General features: G+C 62.3%; 13 protein-coding genes. 8 read left to right on the forward strand and 5 right to left on the reverse strand.

The annotated features are described in order from the left end of the window. Positions 1 to 73: 73 nt before the first annotated feature. On the forward strand, positions 74 to 844 hold the full coding sequence (locus AWX27_RS00880) for a DeoR/GlpR family DNA-binding transcription regulator (protein ID WP_039566063.1): 771 nt from the start codon (positions 74 to 76) through the stop codon (positions 842 to 844). 38 nt (positions 845 to 882) lie between these two features. Here the strand turns inward: AWX27_RS00880 and ggt are convergent, their stop codons facing one another. Next, complete coding sequence (gene ggt / locus AWX27_RS00885) at positions 883 to 2,556, reverse strand: gamma-glutamyltransferase (RefSeq protein WP_060418826.1); 1,674 nt, start codon at positions 2,554 to 2,556, stop codon at positions 883 to 885. Positions 2,557 to 2,717: 161 nt separating this feature from the next. Continuing rightward, the gene (locus AWX27_RS00890) at positions 2,718 to 3,581 is read right to left on the reverse strand and encodes a LysR substrate-binding domain-containing protein (protein WP_060418828.1); all 864 of its coding nucleotides are present in this window, start codon (positions 3,579 to 3,581) and stop codon (positions 2,718 to 2,720) included. 143 nt (positions 3,582 to 3,724) lie between these two features. Between AWX27_RS00890 and AWX27_RS00895 the strand changes: the two genes are divergently transcribed. After that, positions 3,725 to 4,861 (forward strand): agmatine deiminase family protein, encoded by a 1,137-nt coding sequence (locus AWX27_RS00895; RefSeq protein WP_060418830.1) that lies wholly within the window; start codon positions 3,725 to 3,727, stop codon positions 4,859 to 4,861. Positions 4,862 to 4,884: 23 nt separating this feature from the next. On the opposite strand, the gene AWX27_RS00900 is transcribed toward AWX27_RS00895, so the two are convergent. Next, positions 4,885 to 5,553, reverse strand: coding sequence for a TetR/AcrR family transcriptional regulator (locus tag AWX27_RS00900; RefSeq protein ID WP_230200961.1), 669 nt, complete (start codon positions 5,551 to 5,553; stop codon positions 4,885 to 4,887). Between the two features lie 82 nt (positions 5,554 to 5,635). On the opposite strand from AWX27_RS00900, the gene AWX27_RS00905 reads away from it, so the two are divergent. From AWX27_RS00905 to AWX27_RS00925, 5 genes are all read left to right on the forward strand, one after another. After that, complete coding sequence (locus AWX27_RS00905) at positions 5,636 to 7,150, forward strand: MDR family MFS transporter (protein WP_060418834.1); 1,515 nt, start codon at positions 5,636 to 5,638, stop codon at positions 7,148 to 7,150. 129 nt (positions 7,151 to 7,279) lie between these two features. Beyond that, complete coding sequence (locus AWX27_RS00910; protein ID WP_060418836.1) at positions 7,280 to 8,422, forward strand: efflux RND transporter periplasmic adaptor subunit; 1,143 nt, start codon at positions 7,280 to 7,282, stop codon at positions 8,420 to 8,422. A 1-nt stretch (position 8,423) separates the two neighbouring features. After that, the gene (locus AWX27_RS00915; protein ID WP_060418839.1) at positions 8,424 to 11,561 is read left to right on the forward strand and encodes an efflux RND transporter permease subunit; all 3,138 of its coding nucleotides are present in this window, start codon (positions 8,424 to 8,426) and stop codon (positions 11,559 to 11,561) included. Position 11,562: 1 nt separating this feature from the next. Beyond that, entirely contained in the window at positions 11,563 to 13,005 is a 1,443-nt protein-coding gene (locus AWX27_RS00920) for an efflux transporter outer membrane subunit (RefSeq protein ID WP_060418841.1), read from the forward strand. A 157-nt stretch (positions 13,006 to 13,162) separates the two neighbouring features. Then, on the forward strand, positions 13,163 to 13,516 hold the full coding sequence (locus tag AWX27_RS00925; protein WP_049200624.1) for a DUF1493 family protein: 354 nt from the start codon (positions 13,163 to 13,165) through the stop codon (positions 13,514 to 13,516). A 7-nt stretch (positions 13,517 to 13,523) separates the two neighbouring features. Here the strand turns inward: AWX27_RS00925 and AWX27_RS00930 are convergent, their stop codons facing one another. After that, positions 13,524 to 14,093 (reverse strand): DJ-1/PfpI family protein, encoded by a 570-nt coding sequence (locus AWX27_RS00930; protein WP_004937978.1) that lies wholly within the window; start codon positions 14,091 to 14,093, stop codon positions 13,524 to 13,526. 135 nt (positions 14,094 to 14,228) lie between these two features. Here AWX27_RS00930 and AWX27_RS00935 point away from each other — a divergent pair, with 135 nt between their 5' ends. After that, positions 14,229 to 15,767 carry a long-chain-fatty-acid--CoA ligase gene (locus AWX27_RS00935; RefSeq protein WP_060418844.1) on the forward strand — a complete coding sequence of 513 codons (1,539 nt, stop codon included), beginning with the start codon at positions 14,229 to 14,231 and terminating at the stop codon, positions 15,765 to 15,767. 39 nt (positions 15,768 to 15,806) lie between these two features. Here AWX27_RS00935 and AWX27_RS00940 read toward each other — a convergent pair whose 3' ends face one another. Then, positions 15,807 to 17,081: a Glu/Leu/Phe/Val family dehydrogenase gene (locus AWX27_RS00940; protein ID WP_060418845.1), complete on the reverse strand. Its 1,275-nt coding sequence runs from the start codon at positions 17,079 to 17,081 to the stop codon at positions 15,807 to 15,809. Positions 17,082 to 17,551 lie beyond the last annotated feature (470 nt).

Genomic DNA, 17,551 nt, shown 5'->3' on the forward strand with positions numbered 1-17,551 from the left:
GTATTCCGTCAGTTGACGCCGCGAGTCTCGGCGCAAGCGGTCACTCTTACTTAAGGCAGCGAGTGTAATGTGAATGGATATCTCTAATTCCGTGGATAGGCGCAATGAAATATTGGCGCTGATCCAGGCCAACGGCCGGGTTTACGTGAATGAGCTGGCGGATAAATTCCAGGTTTCGCAGGAAACCATTCGGCGCGATCTCAACAAGCTGGAAGATTATCGGCTGATTAAGAAGATCCACGGCGGTGCGGTCAGCAGCCAGTTCAAATTCGAGCATGAATTCAACGAACGGGCCAAAATCGCCGAGGCCGAGAAGCGCGCCATCGCGGAGAAAGCGGTGACGCTGATCCAGCCGGGCGATACGGTGTTCGTGGATTTCGGCTCCACCACGCTGGAGTTCGCCCGCCAGTTGGCGACCGTCGATCAGCTGACGGTCATCACCAATTCGCCGCTGATCGCCAACGTCTGTCTGGAAAATGACTCCATCGACGTGGTGCTGATCGGCGGGCAGTTCATCGGCTCCAAAATGGAGTGCCTGGGGGCGATCGCGCTGAATAACATCGAGGCGTTTTTCGCCGATTACGCCATCATCGGCGCCGGCGCGGTCAATGTGCAGACCGGGGTGATGGATCAAAACGTCAATGAGGCGGCCATCGCGCGCAAAATGATTGCGCAAAGCCGCAAATGCATCGTATTGGCGGACGAAAACAAGCTGCGTGGGCATGCGATGACGTTGGTGGCCAAATGGCCAGAGATCGATTATCTGGTGACCTCCGACAGCGGCAACGCGTTGGAAGGGCTGGTTTTCCCGGCCAACGTCAATGTGTTGGTCGCACAGGTATAAGCGGCGGCCCGTTTAACCGGAGGCGGGCCGCCGGGGCGTTACTTTTTCACCACCAGGCCCACGCCGCGGCCGCGCGGATCGGACGCGGTTTCCGGCGTGCGGCCATCGATGCGGATAGCCTGAATGTCCCCCATGTTCCAGCCCTGATCTTCGAGGGTGTAGCCCATGGCTTTCAGCTCCTCCGCCGGTTTGCCGGTCAGCGGCGCAAAGCTGTCATAGTACAGGGTGTCCTTCGGCAACAGCTGATGGTGCACGCGCTGGGCGGCCACCGCCTGCGCCAGCGGCAGATGGTAATCGTAGAGGTTGTTGATCACCTGGAAGATCGACGTGAAGATGCGCGATCCGCCCGGCGTGCCGATCACCAGGCTGATCTCGCCGTCGCGGGTGATGATGGTCGGGCTCATCGAGGAGAGCATGCGCTTGCCCGGCTCGATGGCGTTGGCGTCGCTGCCCACCACGCCGAAGGCATTGGCGACGCCGGGTTTGGCGCTGAAATCGTCCATCTCGTCGTTGAGCAGGAAGCCGGCGCCTTTGACCACCACGCCGCTGCCGAAGTCCCAGTTGAGCGTATAGGTGTTGCTGACCGCGTTGCCGGCGGCATCAACGATCGAGAAGTGGGTGGTTTGGTGGGTTTCCAGCCCTGGCCGCACCTGTTCGGTCGGCGAGATCGCCGTCGGGTTGATTTCGGCGGCGCGTTTTTGCAGGTAGTCGGGGGCGATCAGCTGTGCTTCCGGCACCTTAGTGAAATCCGGGTCGCCGAGGTAGTCGGCGCGATCGGCGAACACGCGCTTTTCGATTTCCGCCAGCAGGTGGATATAGCGCGCTGAGTTCAGCGGCACACCCTTGAAGTCGGCGGCGCGATCTTCTTTTATCCCCAGCAGCTGCGCCAGCGCAATGCCGCCGGAGCTGGGCAGCGGGGCGGTATATACGGTGTTGCCGCGCCAGCTGATGCGCATCGGCTCACGCCATTTCACCCGATAGTCGGCCAAATCCGCCGCGCCGATCAGCCCGTTGTCGCGCTGCATTTGCGCCACCAGCAGGCGCGCGGTTTCGCCGTGATAAAAATCGTCGGCGCCCGACTTGGCGATGCGCTCGAGGGTGGCGGCCAGCTCCGGCTGTTTGAACACCGTGCCGGGCTTCATGGCGCCGAAATAGTCGCCAAAGTTGGTTTTACCGGCGAACAGCTTGTTGGCGTCTTCACGGTACTGATACTGCTGATCCGCCACGGTGAAACCTTGCCGGGCGTAGCCGATCGCAGGCGTCAGCAGTTCGGCCCACGGCAGCTTGCCGAAGCGCTTGTGGGCTTCCCACAGCCCCAGCACGGTGCCCGGCACGCCGGCGGCGCGGCTGCCCACCAGGCTGAGATTTTCGATCACTTCACCTTTCTCGTTCAGGTATAGGGTTTTGCTGGCGGCCTTGGGGGCCACTTCGCGGTAGTCGAGGAAATAGGGTTTGCCGTCGATATACAGCGTCATAAAGCCGCCGCCGCCGATATTGCCGGCTTCAGGGTAGGTGACCGCCAGGGTAAAGGCGGTGGCGACCGCCGCATCGACCGCGTTGCCGCCGGCCTGCAGAATGTGCGCGGCGACTTTTGCGCCATACTGATCCGGGGCGGCGACCGCGCCGGCGGTCAGATCGGCGGCAAAGGCGGTAGGAACGGTGCAGGCCAGGGTCACGCTCAGAGCTATCGTTTTCAATAAACCGGCAGACATAGAAGATCCTTTTAGCGATTTTCAGTTATCAGGTGAATTCAACTAATTATTTTGAAACAGCAGGTTAGCGCGTTTTCTTCGGGCTGTTGCGGCGCTTTATTGAAGGTAGCAGCGGTCAGGCGGGGCCGCCTGACCAGAGTAGCGAATCGTGACGTGGCGCGTTATGCGCCGGCGGGCAACGCCGACTGCAGCCATTGGCAGAAGTGCCGGGCGAGCGGGTTGTGTTCGCTGTCGCGGTGCAGCAGCCACCCCCAGTTGGCACCGCGCACGCGTTGCTCGGTTAACGGTTGCAGCAGCCCGGCGTCGCGCGCGTGCTGCGCCAGCAGTTGGCTGACCAACGCGATGCCGAGGCCATTGCAGGCGGCGTCCAGCAGCAGACCGGGATCGGAGAAGTTCAGCCCGCTATCGCGCTGGCCGACGTGCGCACCGCCCGCCACCGTCCAGTGGCTCCAGTCCATCTCCCGTTCGCCGTGCAGGGTCACGCGCTGCTCCGCCGCCAGCGCCAGCAGGCTGGGGTGGCAGGCGGGATAGAGCCGGTCGCTGCAGAGCACGTTAAAGCTGCAGTCCGCCTGCGCGCTGAGATCGTCGCGGATCGCCAGATCGATACTGTCCGTCGCCATATTCGGCGGTTCAAAGCTGGTGAACAGCCACAGGTCGACCTGCGGATGCTGCCGATTGAAGTCGCCCAGCCGCGGCATCAGCCAGTGCCGGGCGAAAGCCGGAGTGGTGTTGACGATCAGCTGATTGGGTTTGCGGTACTGATCCAAACGGCGAATGCCGACCGCCAGCTGTTGCAGCATCACCTGCGCGGTGCTGAACAGATCGTGGCCGGCGTCGGTCAGCGCCACGCTGCGGCCGGTGCGGAAGAACAGCGGCTGCTCCAGAAACGCTTCGAGGCTGCGGATCTGCTGGCTGATGGCCGATTGGGTAAGGTGCAGCTCTTCGGCAGCCTGATGAAAACTGCCCAGGCGCGCTGCCGCTTCGAAGCCGCGTAGCGCGCTCAAGGGGGGCCAGTGTTTTAACATTATCGATAAGCCTGTCTAATCAGATATCCACTAAATATATCGTTTGTCGCGGTGGCAGGGGAAGACTAGCATAAGATTCAACCGCATAACCATGAATTATTCGGTTAACCTTTTGAATTATAAATGATTAAAAGAGGTCTTTAATGTCAACTCGCCGCGTGTTTATTAAACAGCTTTCCGCCGTCGCCGGAGTCGGTCTGACGGCCTCGCTGGGTGTTTCGTTACACGGTCACGCAGAAGCTGCGCTTAATCCGGCCTGGCGGATGCCCGACGAAGGGGAACCGCAGCAGCGGGCATTTCTCGCTTTCGGCGCGCAGCGGGCCATCTGGGGCGAATTCACGGCGGATGTGCAGGCGGCGCAGGGCCGTATCGCCCGCGCCATCGCCGAGTTTCAGCCGGTGACGGTATTTTGCCGCGAGCATGAACGGCAATTGGCCGAGGCCACCTGCGGCAGTCACAACGTCAGCTATGTCGTCACCGAGCTGGATGACATCTGGGTGCGCGATTTCGGCGCCAATTTCGTCGTCAACGGCACCGGCGAACTCGGGGCGGTGGATTTCAACTTCAACGGCTGGGGCAATAAGCAGCGGCATGCCAAGGATGCGCGCCTGGCGGCGTTTGCCGCCAACCGCTACGGTGCCGCCCAACTGCGCCGCAGCGCACTGATAGGCGAAGGCGGCGGTATCGAAGTGGACGGGCACGGCACCGGCATCATGACCGAAAGCAGCTGGGTGAATGCGAACCGTAATCCGGGCTGGAGCCGGGACCGGGTGGAGCAGGAGCTGAAAGCGATGCTCGGCCTGCGCAAAATTATCTGGCTGCCGGGCATTAAAGGCCGGGACATCACCGACGCCCACGTCGATTTTTACGCCCGCTTCGTGCGGCCGGGCGTGGTGGTGGCCAATCTGGACACCGATCCGGCCTCTTATGACCATGCGGTTACCCAGCAACATCTGGCGATCCTCAAGGCGGCGACCGACGCCGACGGCCGCCGGCTGCAGGTGCATACGCTTTCGCCGCCGCTGGCGCCGCGTGACAGCCGATTCAGCCGCAACAATCCGGATTTTGCGGCGGGCTACATCAACTATTTCGTCATCAACGGGGCGGTGATCGCCCCGGAGTTTGGCGACCCGCAGGCGGACCGGGCGGCGCTTGAGCTGCTGACGGCGCTCTATCCGCAGCGCAAGGTGGTGCAGCTGGAGATCGACGCCATCGCGGCCGGCGGCGGCGGCATTCACTGCGCAACCAACCAACTGCCGGTGCATGGCAGGTCACGCTGAATAGGGCGCTTCGCGCCCGGTGGCTAACGCGCCGGGCCGATGCCGTAACGCAGCAGGGCGACGGCGTGGCGGGCGATATCTTCGGCGTTCAGCTGGCCTTTATCCCGTTCGCGCCGCCATTTCGGCGCGGTGGCCAGCGGCAGCAACGTGATGCCGAACAGCGTGAAGAACAGCAGGGAAGGCTCGAGATCGGGGTTGAGTTTACCCTGCGCCTGCCAGCGCGTGATGGATTGTAGCGCGATTTGGCGGTGCTCATCGCCGAAACGTTCATCCATGCGCTGTTTCAGCACGCCGCTTTCACTCATGACCTCCCGCAGCCACAGCGGGGCGAACCAGGGGTGTTCCAACGCGATGTCGATAAAACGTTGCGCCAGCAGGGTGAAGGCGGTGACGGGATCGTCCGCGTTGGCGTCGAACACCTCGCCGGCCATTTTGCGCACCGGCAGAAAGCGCTCCTCGATCAGTACGTCCAGCAGCTGATCGCGGTTATGAAAGTAGTAGTGCAGCATGGCCGGGGTGACGTTTGCCTCGCGCGCAATGGCGTTCAACGAGGTGTCTACGATCCCCTGGCGGGCAAACAGGTTCAGTGCGGTATCAAGCAAATGCTCGCGTTTGTCCGCCCCTTTGGCGCCGCCGCTCGGCCGGCCGGGGCGGCGAGGCTTGGCGGGAGTTTGAACGTTTCGTGCTGTCATCGCGGTGAGATCCATTGACCGGAGAAAAAGATGACTCATATATTAATTATGCGATTAATTAATTACAAGTGAACTGACTCCGATGGAGATTGAAAACCCGACAACCCGGCCCGATCACGGCGGGGCGCCAGCCAAGGCGCCTTCGCTCACGTTGCTGTTTTCCGCGTTGCTGCTGGTGATGCTGCTGGCGGCGCTGGATCAAACCATTGTCTCCACCGCGCTGCCGACCATCGTCGGCGAGTTTGGTGGGCTTGAGAAACTGTCGTGGGTGGTGACGGCCTATCTGCTGTCTTCCACTATCGTAGTGCCGCTGTACGGCAAATTCGGCGATCTCTTCGGCCGCAAGATTGTGCTGCAAATCGCTATTGTACTGTTTTTGCTTGGGTCGGTACTGTGTGGGCTGGCGCAAAACATGACGCAGCTGATTCTGATGCGCGCGCTGCAAGGGTTGGGCGGCGGCGGGCTGTTGGTGGTCACCCTGGCGGTGGTCGGCGACGTGATCCCGCCGGCGGAACGCGGCCGTTATCAGGGGCTGTTCGGCGGGGTATTCGGCTTGGCCACGGTGGTGGGGCCGCTGATCGGCGGCCTGCTGGTGCAGCATTTTTCCTGGCGCTGGATTTTCTACATCAATCTGCCGCTGGGCCTGTTCGCCCTGCTGGTGATTGGCGCGGTGTTTCAGTCGCAGGTCAATCGAGTGCGGCATGAAATCGACTTCCTCGGCGCCGGTTATCTGGCGATGGCGCTCACCTGCATCATCCTGTTCACCAGCCAGGGCGGCACGGTCATGGCCTGGTCGGACGGCCAACTGTGGTGCATTCTGGCCTTTGGCCTGGTGTCGCTGGGCGGCTTTATCTATGAGGAACGGCTGGCCGGTGAACCGATCATTCCCCTTGGGCTGTTTCGCAACCGCACCTTTGTGCTGTGCGGCCTGATCGGCTTTATCGTCGGCATGTCGCTGTTCGGCTCCGTGACTTTCCTGCCGCTGTATCTGCAGGTGGTGAAAGGCTCGACGCCATCGCAGGCCGGGATGCAGCTGCTGCCGTTGATGGGCGGCATTATGGTCAGCTCGATCATCAGCGGCCGGATCATCAGCAAACGCGGTAAATACCGGCTGTTTCCGATCGTCGGCACCCTGTGCGCATTAGGGGCGATGACGTTGCTCGGCACCCTGACCAATAACACGCCGGTGCAGCATCTGTACCTGTACATTTGCCTGCTGGGATTGGGGCTGGGCATGGTGATGCAAGTGATGATCCTGGCGGCGCAAAACAGCGTGGAGCCCCGGCATATGGGGGTCGCGACCTCGAGCGCCACGCTGTTCCGCTCTATCGGCGGTTCGATAGGCGTAGCGGTGTTCGGGGCGATTTTCACGCAGGTGCTGCACACCCGTTTGGCGGCGCTGTTGCCGGAAGGCGCGCAGCTGCCGCGCGCGCTCGGTGCAGAAGCGGTTCACCATCTGCCGGCGGCGCTGCAGCAGGATTACCTGCAGGCCTTCGGCGGGGCGATCCATTCGGTGTATCAAATTGCCGCCGGGGTGATGGCGTTGGCTTTTGCGCTGACCTGGCTCTTGAAAGACGTGCCGCTGCGGCACAAATAATCCCGACGCCGGCCGCTCCGGCCGGTTCTTCCCGACGAACTTTTACCGAATCCTTACGCAACCCTTTCAGAAGCGCATTCCGGCATTCGATATATTGAGAATAGTCATTCTCAACAGGATCGTATTGCAATGCAGAGGAAAACGCTTTTGGTGCTTGGGCTGTCGCTGTTGCTGGCCGCCTGCGATGGGCAAAACGCCGGTGCGCCAGCCGGCGCGGGCGCAGAACAGGAGGTCGGCGTGGTCACGCTGCGCGGCCAGTCAGTGACCCTGAGCAGCGAGCTGACCGGCCGGGTCAACGCCACCATGACCTCCGACGTGCGGCCGCAGGTCGACGGGATTATCAAGCAGCGGCTGTTTACCGAAGGGGCCGAGGTCAAGGCCGGGCAGGTATTGTATCAAATCGACCCTGCCAGCTATCAGGCCAGCTACGATCAGGCCGCCGCCCAGCTGAAAAACGCCCAGGCCACGGTGCAATCCACCCGGCTCAAATCGCAGCGCTATGCGGCGCTGGTGAAAGAGAACGGCGTTTCTCAACAGGATGCGGACGATGCCAAAGCCGCCTATCTGGCGGCCGTGGCGTCGGTGGCCCAGTATCAGGCGGCGCTGGAGACGGCGCGCATCAACCTCGCTTATACCCAGGTGCGGGCGCCGATCGCCGGGCGTATCGGCATCTCGTCGGTGACGCCGGGCGCGCTGGTCACCGCCAGCCAGAGCGATGCGTTAGCCACCATCCGCGCGCTCGACCCGATCTATGTCGATCTGACCCAGTCCAGCGCCCAGCTGCTTAAACTGCGGCGCCAGCAGGCGGCGTTACAGCGCGGCGCGGTCACGCCGGTCGCCATCAAGCTGGAGGACGGTACGCCTTATGCCCATGCCGGCAAGCTCGAGCTGACCGAAGTCGCGGTGGACGAAGCCACCGGTTCGGTCACGCTGCGCGCGGTGTTCCCCAACCCCGAACATGAGCTGCTGCCCGGCATGTATGTCCACGCCACGGTGGATAACGGCGTCGATCCCAAAGCGATTCTGGCGCCGCAGCAGGGCATAACCCGCAACGCCAAAGGGGAAGCCACCGCGTTGGTGGTGGACGAACAGAACAAAGTGGCGCAGCGCACCGTCAGCGCCGAACGGGTGGTGGGCAGCAATTGGCTGATCGGCAGCGGCCTGAACGAAGGCGATCGCCTGATCGTCGAAGGCACCAGCAAGGTCACGATCGGCGCCGCGGTTAAGCCGGTTGAGGTTTCGGTCGACAAAACCCAACGCGGGGAGCAGTGATATGGCGCAGTTCTTTATCCGGCGGCCGGTATTCGCCTGGGTGATCGCCATCATCATCATGCTGTGCGGCCTGATGTCGATCAATTCGTTGCCCGTTTCGCAGTACCCGGACGTCTCACCGCCGCAGATTTCCATCTCCGCCACCTACCCGGGCGCAGACGCGGAAACGCTGGAAAACAGCGTCACGCAGGTGATTGAGCAGCAGCTCACCGGCCTGGACGGCCTGCTGTATTTTTCTTCGACCAGCAGCTCCAGCGGCTCGGTCAGTATCAACGTCACCTTTGATCAGGGCACCGATCCGGATATCGCTCAGGTGCAGGTGCAAAACAAGGTGCAGCAGGCGGAAAGCCGTTTGCCGAGCGCGGTTACCGCGCAGGGCGTGACGGTCAAGAAATCCCAGAGCAGCTTCCTGCTGATCGTCGGGCTGTATGACGAAAGCGACAAGGCGACGATGGCCGATATCTCCGACTATCTGGTCAGCAACCTGCAGGATCCGCTGTCGCGCATCGAGGGCGTGGGGGACGTGCAGGTGTTCGGCTCGGAATATGCGATGCGTATCTGGCTGGATCCGACCAAGCTGGCGAGCTATGCGTTGATGCCTTCCGACGTGCAGACGGCGATCGAAGCGCAAAACACCCAGGTGTCCGCCGGCAAGATCGGCGATCTGCCGGCCGCCGCCGATCAGCAGCTGACCGCCACGGTAAAGGCGCAGTCGCGGCTGCAAACGCCGGAACAGTTTCGCAATATCATCCTGAAAAGCGACAGCAGCGGCGCGCTGGTGCGGCTGGGCGACGTGGCGCGAATTGAGCTGGGCAACGAGGACTACTCCGCCAGCGCACACCTCAACGGCCACCCGGCGGCGGGGATCGCGGTCAAGCTGGCGGCGGGCGCCAACGCCCTCAGCACCGCCAAGCTGGTGAAGGCCAAGGTGGCGGAATACCAAAGTGCGATGCCGCAGGGCTACAAGGTGGCCTACCCGAAAGACAGCACCGACTTTATCAATATCTCGATCGAGGAGGTGGTGAAAACGCTGTTCGAAGCGGTGGCGTTAGTGGTGGTGGTGATGTTCGTATTCCTGCAAAACCTGCGCACCACGCTGATCCCGACCATCACCGTGCCGGTAGTGTTGCTGGGCACCTTCGGCGTGCTGGCGGCGTTCGGCTATTCAATCAATACCCTGACGCTGTTCGGCATGGTGTTGGCGATCGGGCTGTTGGTGGACGACGCCATCGTGGTGGTGGAAAACGTCGAACGCGTGATGCGGGAGGATAAGCTGCCGCCGCGCGAGGCGACGGAGAAATCGATGCGCGAAATCACCGGCGCATTGGTCGGCATCGCGCTGGTGCTGTCGGCGGTGTTTCTGCCGATGGCGTTCTTCGGCGGCTCCACCGGGGTGATCTATCGCCAATTTTCGATCACCGTCGTCTCCTCGATGGTGCTGTCGGTGGTGCTGGCGTTGACGCTGGCGCCGGCATTGTGCGCCACGTTGCTGAAGCCCGCGCACGACGCGCAGACCGACAAGGGCTTGCTGGGCAAATTCAACCGCGGCTATGACCGGCTGCAGGAGAAGTACGCCGGCAAGGTCGGTGGGGTAATCCACCGGCCGACGCGCTATCTGCTGCTGTACGGCCTGCTGTTGATCGCCGCGGCCGTGATGTACCTGCGCTTGCCGACCGGCTTTCTGCCCAACGAGGATCAGGGCACGGTGATGGTGCAGTACACCTTGCCGGCAGGCGCCACCAACGCGCGCACCTCGGCGGTGAGCGAGGCGGTGACCGCCTATTTCCTCGACCAGGAAAAGGCCAACGTCAGCACCATTTTCACCATCAACGGTTTCGGCTTCAGCGGCAGCGGGCAAAACGCCGGCATGGCGTTCGTCAGCCTCAAAGACTGGAGCCAGCGCAGCGGCAGCGCGAACACCGCCGACGCCATCGCCAAACGCGCCATGGCGCACTTCGCCTCGCTGCGCGACGCCCAGGTCTTCTCCATGAGCCCACCGGCGATCGACGGTTTCGGCCAGTCCGACGGCTTCACCTTCGAGCTACAGGCCAAAGGGGCGACCACCCGCGCCGAGCTGCAGGCGATGCGCGACCAGATCGTTGCCGCCGCCGGCAACAATCCGGCATTGCTGGCGGTGCGCGCCAACACCTTGCCGGACACCCCGCAGCTGCAGGTGGAGATCGACAACGGCAAGCTGCAGGCGCTCGGCCTGAGCGCCGCCGACGTCAACAGCACCCTCAGCAGCGCGTTCGGCAGCACCTATATCAACGACTTTATCGATCGCAACCGGGTGAAAAAAGTCTATATGCAGGGCGATGTGCAGTACCGCGCCAAGCCGGAAGATCTCGACCGCTGGTTTGTGCGCGGCACCAACGCGTCGGGCGCCAGCAGCATGACGCCGTTCTCCGCCTTTGCGTCTTCGCACTGGATCTACGGGCCGGAAAATCTGTCGCGCTATAACGGGCTGTCGTCGTTCGAGATCACCGGGCAGGGCGCCGCTGGCGTCAGCTCCGGTACGGCGATGAGCGAGATGGAGAAACTGGCGGCAACATTCTCCGCCGGCAGCAGCTATTCCTGGAGCGGGCTGTCCTATCAGGAGCGGCTGACCAGCGGCCAGGCGTCGTCGCTGTACGCCATTTCGCTCATCGTGGTGTTCCTGTGCCTGGCGGCGCTGTATGAGAGCTGGTCGATTCCGTTCGCGGTGATGTTGGTGGTGCCGATGGGCGTGGTGGGATCGCTGCTGGCGATCACGCTACGCGGGCTGGAAAACGACATCTACTTCCAGGTGGCGCTGCTCACCATCATCGGCCTGTCGGCGAAGAACGCCATTCTGATCGTCGAGTTCGCCGAGGAGATGCATCAGCGCGGTGAAACGCTGATTGCCGCGGCGGTCCACGCGGCGCGCATGCGCCTGCGGCCGATCCTGATGACCTCGCTGGCGTTTACCGCCGGGGTGCTGCCGCTGGCGGTATCCAGCGGCGCCGGCGCCAACAGCCGCATCGCCATCGGTACCGGCATCATCGGCGGCACCATCACCGCCACCGCATTGGCCATCTTTTTCGTCCCGCTGTTTTATGTGTTGGTGCGCCGCATGTTTACCCGTCGGCCCGCCAACCCGCCGTCACAGGCAGGAGAATAACGTGTTGCAACGAGTCATGATGTTAACTTTACCGCTGCTGCTGACCGGCTGTCTGTCGCTGGATCCGCACTACCAGCGCCCGGCGGCGCCGGTGCCCGCCAACCTGCCGCAGGGCGAGGCCGGCGGCAACCAGGCGCTGAGCTACCCGGACGTCGCCTGGCGTGACTATGTCCAGGACGCCCGGCTGCGCCAGGTGGTGGCGCTGGGGCTGAACAGCAGCCGCGATCTGCGCGAGGCGATCGCCAATATCGCGTCGGCGCGCGCCCTGTACGGCGAGCAGCGCTCGGCGCTGTTCCCGACAATCAATGCCACCGCCGACGGCAGCCGCGGGCGGGCGCTGACCGGCAGCGGCAACGCCACCGCGCTGAGCCAAAGCTACGAAGCCGCGGCCGGCGTCAGCGCATTCGAGTGGGATCTGTTCGGCAAGAACGCCAGCCTGTCGCGCGCGGCGTTCGAAACCTATCTGGCGAACTCGGAGGCGGCGAAAAGCACCCGTCTGACGCTGATCGCCGATATCGTCACCGACTGGGTGGCGGTGGCGGCCGAGCGCAGCAATCTGGCGGTGGCGCAGCAGACGATGGCGAGCGCCAAACGGTCGCTGGACGTCACGCGCAACAATCAACAGCACGGGATTGCGTCGCTGGTTGACGTGGCGTCGGCGGAAACCGTCTATCAGCAGGCGCGATCGGACGCCGCCAGCTACGCCACCAGCGCCGCGCAGGCGAAAAACGCGCTGGATTTGGCGGTAGGGCAAAGCGTGCCGGAAAACCTGCTGCCGAGCGGCATCGAGGCGCTGGGCGGGATCATGCGCGATCTGCCGGCCGGCGTCTCTTCGCAAGTGTTGCTGAAGCGGCCGGACGTGCTGCAGGCCGAGCATAACCTGAAATCCGCCAACGCCAATATCGGCTCGGCGCGGGCGGCGTTCTTCCCGTCGATCAGCCTGACCGCCAGCGGCGGCGTGGGCAGCGGTGAACTCTCCTCGTTGTTCAGCCACGGAGCCGGCGTCTGGTCGTTCGCACCGAGCATCAGCCTGCCGATCTTCAGCGGCGGCTATAACACGGCTCAACTCAACTACACCCAGGCGCAGAAAGACCTGTATGTCGCCACCTATGAGAAAGCGGTGCAGACGGCATTTCAGGAAACCGCCGACGCGCTGGCGCGCAAAGCCACGCTGCAGGAACAGCTGGCGGCGCAAACCGGCTATGTGGCGGCGGCGCAGCAATATTATCGCCTGGCCGAGCTGCGTTACCGCCAGGGCGTGGACAGCTACCTGACGCTGCTGGACGCGCAGCGCACGCTGTACACGGCGCAACAGGCGCTGATCGCCGCGCAGCAGACCGCGTACGACAATCAGGCCACCCTGTATAAAGTGTTGGGCGGCGGCGTTACCGCCGAGCGGCAGGGGGATGGCGTCCTCGCCGACAAGGCGACGCTCAGCCGCTAACCGTCGACCGCGCGCGCCAGGCATTTGGCTGCGCGCGGTTTTTTTATGGAAAGTGTAAAGAAACAGAAAACCCGGCCGGCGGCCAGAACTCGCCGCGGTGAGCAGAGTCAGACAGAGAACCGCATTCATCTTTTATTCATACCGGCTCGAGGTCGTCATGGCAGAAGACATTCAGCAACAGGTCATCGCGCTTATCGCCGCCTTCAACGCATCAGGGCGGCTGAAGAAGGGCGTGGCCATCACCCCGGAAACCGAGATCAACACCGCGCTCAACCTGTCGTTCAGCGATTCCAATACGCTGATGCGCCGCTACTTCGATACCTTCGGCGTCGACAGCGGCAACTACAACCACGAACTGTATTTCCAGCCGCCGACCAACACCGGACGCTGGTTTTCCCCCTCGGCGTGCAAAGAGCATCCCCGGCCGCTGTGCGTGTCGATGCTGGTGCGTTCCGCGCGCGCCAAGCGCTGGCTGTACGACATTCACTTCCTGATCGAACAGCTCCGCTAGCGCTGCGTTACTGCTCCAACACCTCGGCGAACTTCGCCAGCCACTGCGGATGCGCCGGCCAGGCCGGGGCTGTGACCAGATTGCCGTCGACGTGCGCCTGATCGATGCCGATCTCCGCATAATGGCCGCCCCCCAGCCGCACTTCCGGCGCGCAGGCCGGGTAGGCGCTGCAGGTGCGGCCTTTCAACACCCCGGCCGCCGCCAGCAGCTGCGGGCCGTGGCAAACGGCGGCGATCGGTTTTTTCGCGGCGTCAAACGCCTGCACCAGCGCGATCACGTCGGGGTTCAGACGCAGGTATTCCGGCGCCCGGCCACCGGGGATCAAGAGCGCATCGTAGTGCTCTTCCTTGGCGGCGGCGAAGTCGGCATTTAAGGTAAAACGGTGGCCGGGTTTCTCGCTGTAGGTCTGCGCCCCGTCAAAGTCGTGGATTGCGGTTTGGATATAATCGCCGACGGCTTTGCCGGGGCACACGGCGTCCACCCAATGGCCGATCATCTGCAATGCCTGAAACGGCACCATGGTTTCGTAATCTTCGGCGTAGTCGCCGACCAGCATCAGGATCTTTTTCTTGCTCATGATCACAACTCCTGCGGGATAGGGATTGCCTAAGGTATAGCCCAGCGCCCCTGGGAATGCGAACCGCAAAGCGCCTATCTATACTCGTGATACTGCGGCGCTTTTCTCGCCGCTCAACCCCAGGGAGGATCCCCGATGCTGAATCTGGCTACCTTGCTTGAAGAGAGTGCGCGCACCTGGCCGGAGCGGCCGGCGGTGATACAGGACGACAACCCGCTCAGCTATCGGGCGCTTAACGACATGGCCAATCGGGTGGCGAATTTGTTGGCCGCGCGCGGCGTGCGGCCCGGTGAACGGGTGGCGCTGGCCTGCCCGAACCGGCCGGAGTTTCCGGCTATCTATTACGGCATTCTTAAAAGCGGCGCGGTGGTGGTGCCGCTGAATATTCTGCTTAAAAGCGCAGAGTTCGACTATTACCTGGCGGATTCGGCGGCGGTGGCGCTGTTTTGTTTCGAGGGCAGCAGCGGCCTGCCGCTGGGGGAGGAAGCGCTGCGGGCGGCGGCGAAGGCGGAGCAGTGCCGTGAGGTGTTTATCATCGGCGATCGGTTGCCGCTCGAGGGGGAACGTTTCAGCGCGGCGATAGCCGAGCAGGCTACCGAATTCGCTTCGGCGACGACGATCGAAAGCGACACCGCGGTGGTGCTGTATACCAGCGGCACCACCGGCCGCGCCAAAGGGGCGGAGTTGACTCACGCCAATCTGGTGCTCAACGCCTTGGGATCGGTACGGCTGTTCGACGGTTCGGAGATGGCCCCCGATCGTCACCTGGTGACCTTGCCGCTATTCCACACTTTTGGTTCGACGGTGCAGATGAACGCCGGTTTCGCTTCCGCCGCCACTCTGGTGCTGGTCGAACGCTTCGACGCCGCGCAGGCCATCGCGCTGATGCAACGGCACGGCATCACCTTTTTCGCCGGGGTGCCGACCATGTATTGGGCGCTGTTGAATGCACTGGATGAGCATACGGATATCGAGCGCTTGCGCAGCACGCTGCGTATGGCGGTGTCCGGCGGCGCCAGCCTGCCGGTGCAGATCCTGGAGGATTTCTCGCGCCGCTTCGGCGTCAACATTCTCGAAGGGTATGGGCTGTCGGAGACCAGCCCGGTCGCCACCTTTAACCATCCCCATCGGGTAACCAAACCCGGCTCCATCGGCCAACCGATCTGGGGCGTGGAGGTGCGCCTGCTCGACGCCACCGGTCAGCCGGTCGACGGCATCGACCAGGTCGGGGAGATCGCGGTGCGCGGTTACAACATCATGAAAGGCTATCTGAACCGCCCTGAGGCGACGGCAGAGGTGCTGGAAAACGGCTGGTTCCGCACCGGTGACCTGGCGCGTCGCGACGCCGACGGCTTCTATTTCATCGTCGATCGGGCCAAGGACATGATCATCCGCGGCGGGTTCAACGTCTATCCGCGCGAGATTGAAGAGGCGCTGATTCGCCATCCGGCGGTGTCGTTGGTGGCGGTGATCGGCGTCGAGCACCCGTCGCTGGGCGAAGAGATCAAAGCGGTGGTGGTATTGAAAGAGACGGAAGAGCCGATCGAGGAAGAAACGCTGATTGCCTGGAGCCGGGAGCGGCTGGCGGCGTACAAGTATCCGCGTATCGTCGAGTTCGTCGAGCGTTTGCCGATGACCAGTACCGGTAAGGTGTTGAAGCGCTGTTTGCGCTGAGGAAAATCCGGCCTGCCGGAGCAGGCCGGGATACGGGCATCAACCTGGGTAGATGCCGCGCTCTTTACGTGCGGTCAGGATGCGCTCACAGGCCACGATGTAAGCCGCGGTGCGCAGGCTGCACTCTTTCTCGGCCGCCTTGTTCCAGACGTGGACCATGGCGTCGGTCATGATCTTGTCCATACGCTCGTTGATCTCGGACTCGCTCCAGAAGTAGCTCGCCATGTCCTGCACCCACTCGAAGTAACTGACCGTTACGCCGCCGGCGTTACAGATAACGTCCGGGACCACGGTGATGTTACGGGAACGCAGAATGTCGTCCGCTTCTGGGAAGGTTGGGCCGTTAGCGCCTTCCAGCACCAGCTTGGCGCTGAGGATTTCGGCGCGCTGACGGGTGATTTGGCCTTCCAGCGCCGCAGGGATCAGGATGTCCATGTCGACCGACCAGAACGCTTCGCTTTCGATCTCGCTGGCGCCAGGGAAGCCGGCGATCTGCTTGTGCTTGGCCTGGTATTCGGTCAGCGCGGTCAGGTCGATGCCGTTGGCGTTGAACAGGGTGGCGGAGTGGTCCTGGATGGTGACGACGCGCGCGCCGACGCCAACGAACAGGCGAGCCGCTTCGCTGCCCACGTTACCGAAGCCTTGTACCGCCACTTTGGCGCCTTCGATCTGCACGCCCAGACGCTTGGCCACTTCGCTGCCGGTGACGAACACGCCGCGGCCGGTCGCTTTCTCACGGCCCAGGGAGCCGCCGAGGTGGATTGGTTTGCCGGTGACCACGCCGGTGATGGTGGTGCCGTGGTTCATGGAGTAGGTGTCCATCATCCAGGCCATCACTTTGGCGTTGGTGCCGACGTCCGGCGCAGGAATGTCTTTCTGTGGCCCGATGATGAAGCCGATTTCGCTGGTGTAGCGGCGGGTCAGTCGCTCCAGTTCACCTTCAGACAGTTTGAACGGGTCGACGCGGATGCCGCCCTTGGCGCCGCCGTACGGCAGGTTGACCGCGGCACACTTGATGGTCATCCAGGCGGACAGGGCCATCACTTCGTTCAGATCGACGTCAGGGTGGAAGCGGATACCGCCTTTGCCCGGCCCACGCGACAGGTTGTGCTGTACGCGGAAACCTTCGAAGTGACGGATGGTGCCATCGTCCATCTGCAGCGGGATATCGACAATCAAAGCGCGCTTAGGGTGACGCAGCGTATCAACCCAGCGTGACAGCTCGCCGAGGTAAGGGGCGACGCGATCGATTTGTTGCAGATATGTAGCCCAAGCGGTGGTGCTGCTGTCTGAAGCGTAGGATAGCTTTTCCATAACCAACCTTTATATATTAGAGGTATTTATTTCGTTTAACCGTGGATTAGCAAGCGCATAACACTTTGCGACGCTAAATTTACCACTAATTATGCCGGTTGTTAGCCCCCCGCTCATCGGGCCAGCGGACGGTTTTTCGCCGCCTGCAGGGCGGCAAATGAATAGTTAATTACTTTTCATCGACGCTGAGCGTATGCATGCATACTTTATGCATATAAAGCGCATAAAAACCCTTTTTATCTATTTTTCAGAAGCTTGAATGTGATCAAAAAGTTTCATTTTATTTAACTGCTATGTTGACAATGGCGTTTCCCCTCGGCAGCGTTAAAATCCTGTTAAAACGCCGTCTGCGGCCGTGTTTTTATCGTGCAAAGAGAAGCCTAATCCGAGGCTGTTTTAATGTGTTGCGGCCGTCGAGGCAGGGTCTGATAAATGTGCTCACCTGAAACGGACGGGTGACCGCGAGCGGC

It is taken from the genome of Serratia sp. 2880STDY5682894 (assembly GCF_001537385.1).
Lineage (GTDB): Bacteria > Pseudomonadota > Gammaproteobacteria > Enterobacterales > Enterobacteriaceae > Serratia > Serratia nevei.

What these genes read in the sequence shown, in the direction of transcription:
- AWX27_RS00900 (WP_230200961.1), bottom strand. Translation starts at nt 5,553, where the DNA reads ATGACAGCACGAAACGTTCAAACTCCCGCCAAGCCTCGCCGCCCCGGC.
- AWX27_RS00880 (WP_039566063.1), top strand. Translation starts at nt 74, where the DNA reads ATGGATATCTCTAATTCCGTGGATAGGCGCAATGAAATATTGGCGCTG.
- AWX27_RS00890 (WP_060418828.1), bottom strand. Translation starts at nt 3,581, where the DNA reads ATGTTAAAACACTGGCCCCCCTTGAGCGCGCTACGCGGCTTCGAAGCG.
- AWX27_RS00940 (WP_060418845.1), bottom strand. Translation starts at nt 17,081, where the DNA reads ATGGAAAAGCTATCCTACGCTTCAGACAGCAGCACCACCGCTTGGGCT.
- AWX27_RS00935 (WP_060418844.1), top strand. Translation starts at nt 14,229, where the DNA reads ATGCTGAATCTGGCTACCTTGCTTGAAGAGAGTGCGCGCACCTGGCCG.
- AWX27_RS00895 (WP_060418830.1), top strand. Translation starts at nt 3,725, where the DNA reads ATGTCAACTCGCCGCGTGTTTATTAAACAGCTTTCCGCCGTCGCCGGA.
- AWX27_RS00905 (WP_060418834.1), top strand. Translation starts at nt 5,636, where the DNA reads ATGGAGATTGAAAACCCGACAACCCGGCCCGATCACGGCGGGGCGCCA.
- AWX27_RS00925 (WP_049200624.1), top strand. Translation starts at nt 13,163, where the DNA reads ATGGCAGAAGACATTCAGCAACAGGTCATCGCGCTTATCGCCGCCTTC.
- AWX27_RS00915 (WP_060418839.1), top strand. Translation starts at nt 8,424, where the DNA reads ATGGCGCAGTTCTTTATCCGGCGGCCGGTATTCGCCTGGGTGATCGCC.
- ggt (WP_060418826.1), bottom strand. Translation starts at nt 2,556, where the DNA reads ATGTCTGCCGGTTTATTGAAAACGATAGCTCTGAGCGTGACCCTGGCC.
- AWX27_RS00930 (WP_004937978.1), bottom strand. Translation starts at nt 14,093, where the DNA reads ATGAGCAAGAAAAAGATCCTGATGCTGGTCGGCGACTACGCCGAAGAT.
- AWX27_RS00910 (WP_060418836.1), top strand. Translation starts at nt 7,280, where the DNA reads ATGCAGAGGAAAACGCTTTTGGTGCTTGGGCTGTCGCTGTTGCTGGCC.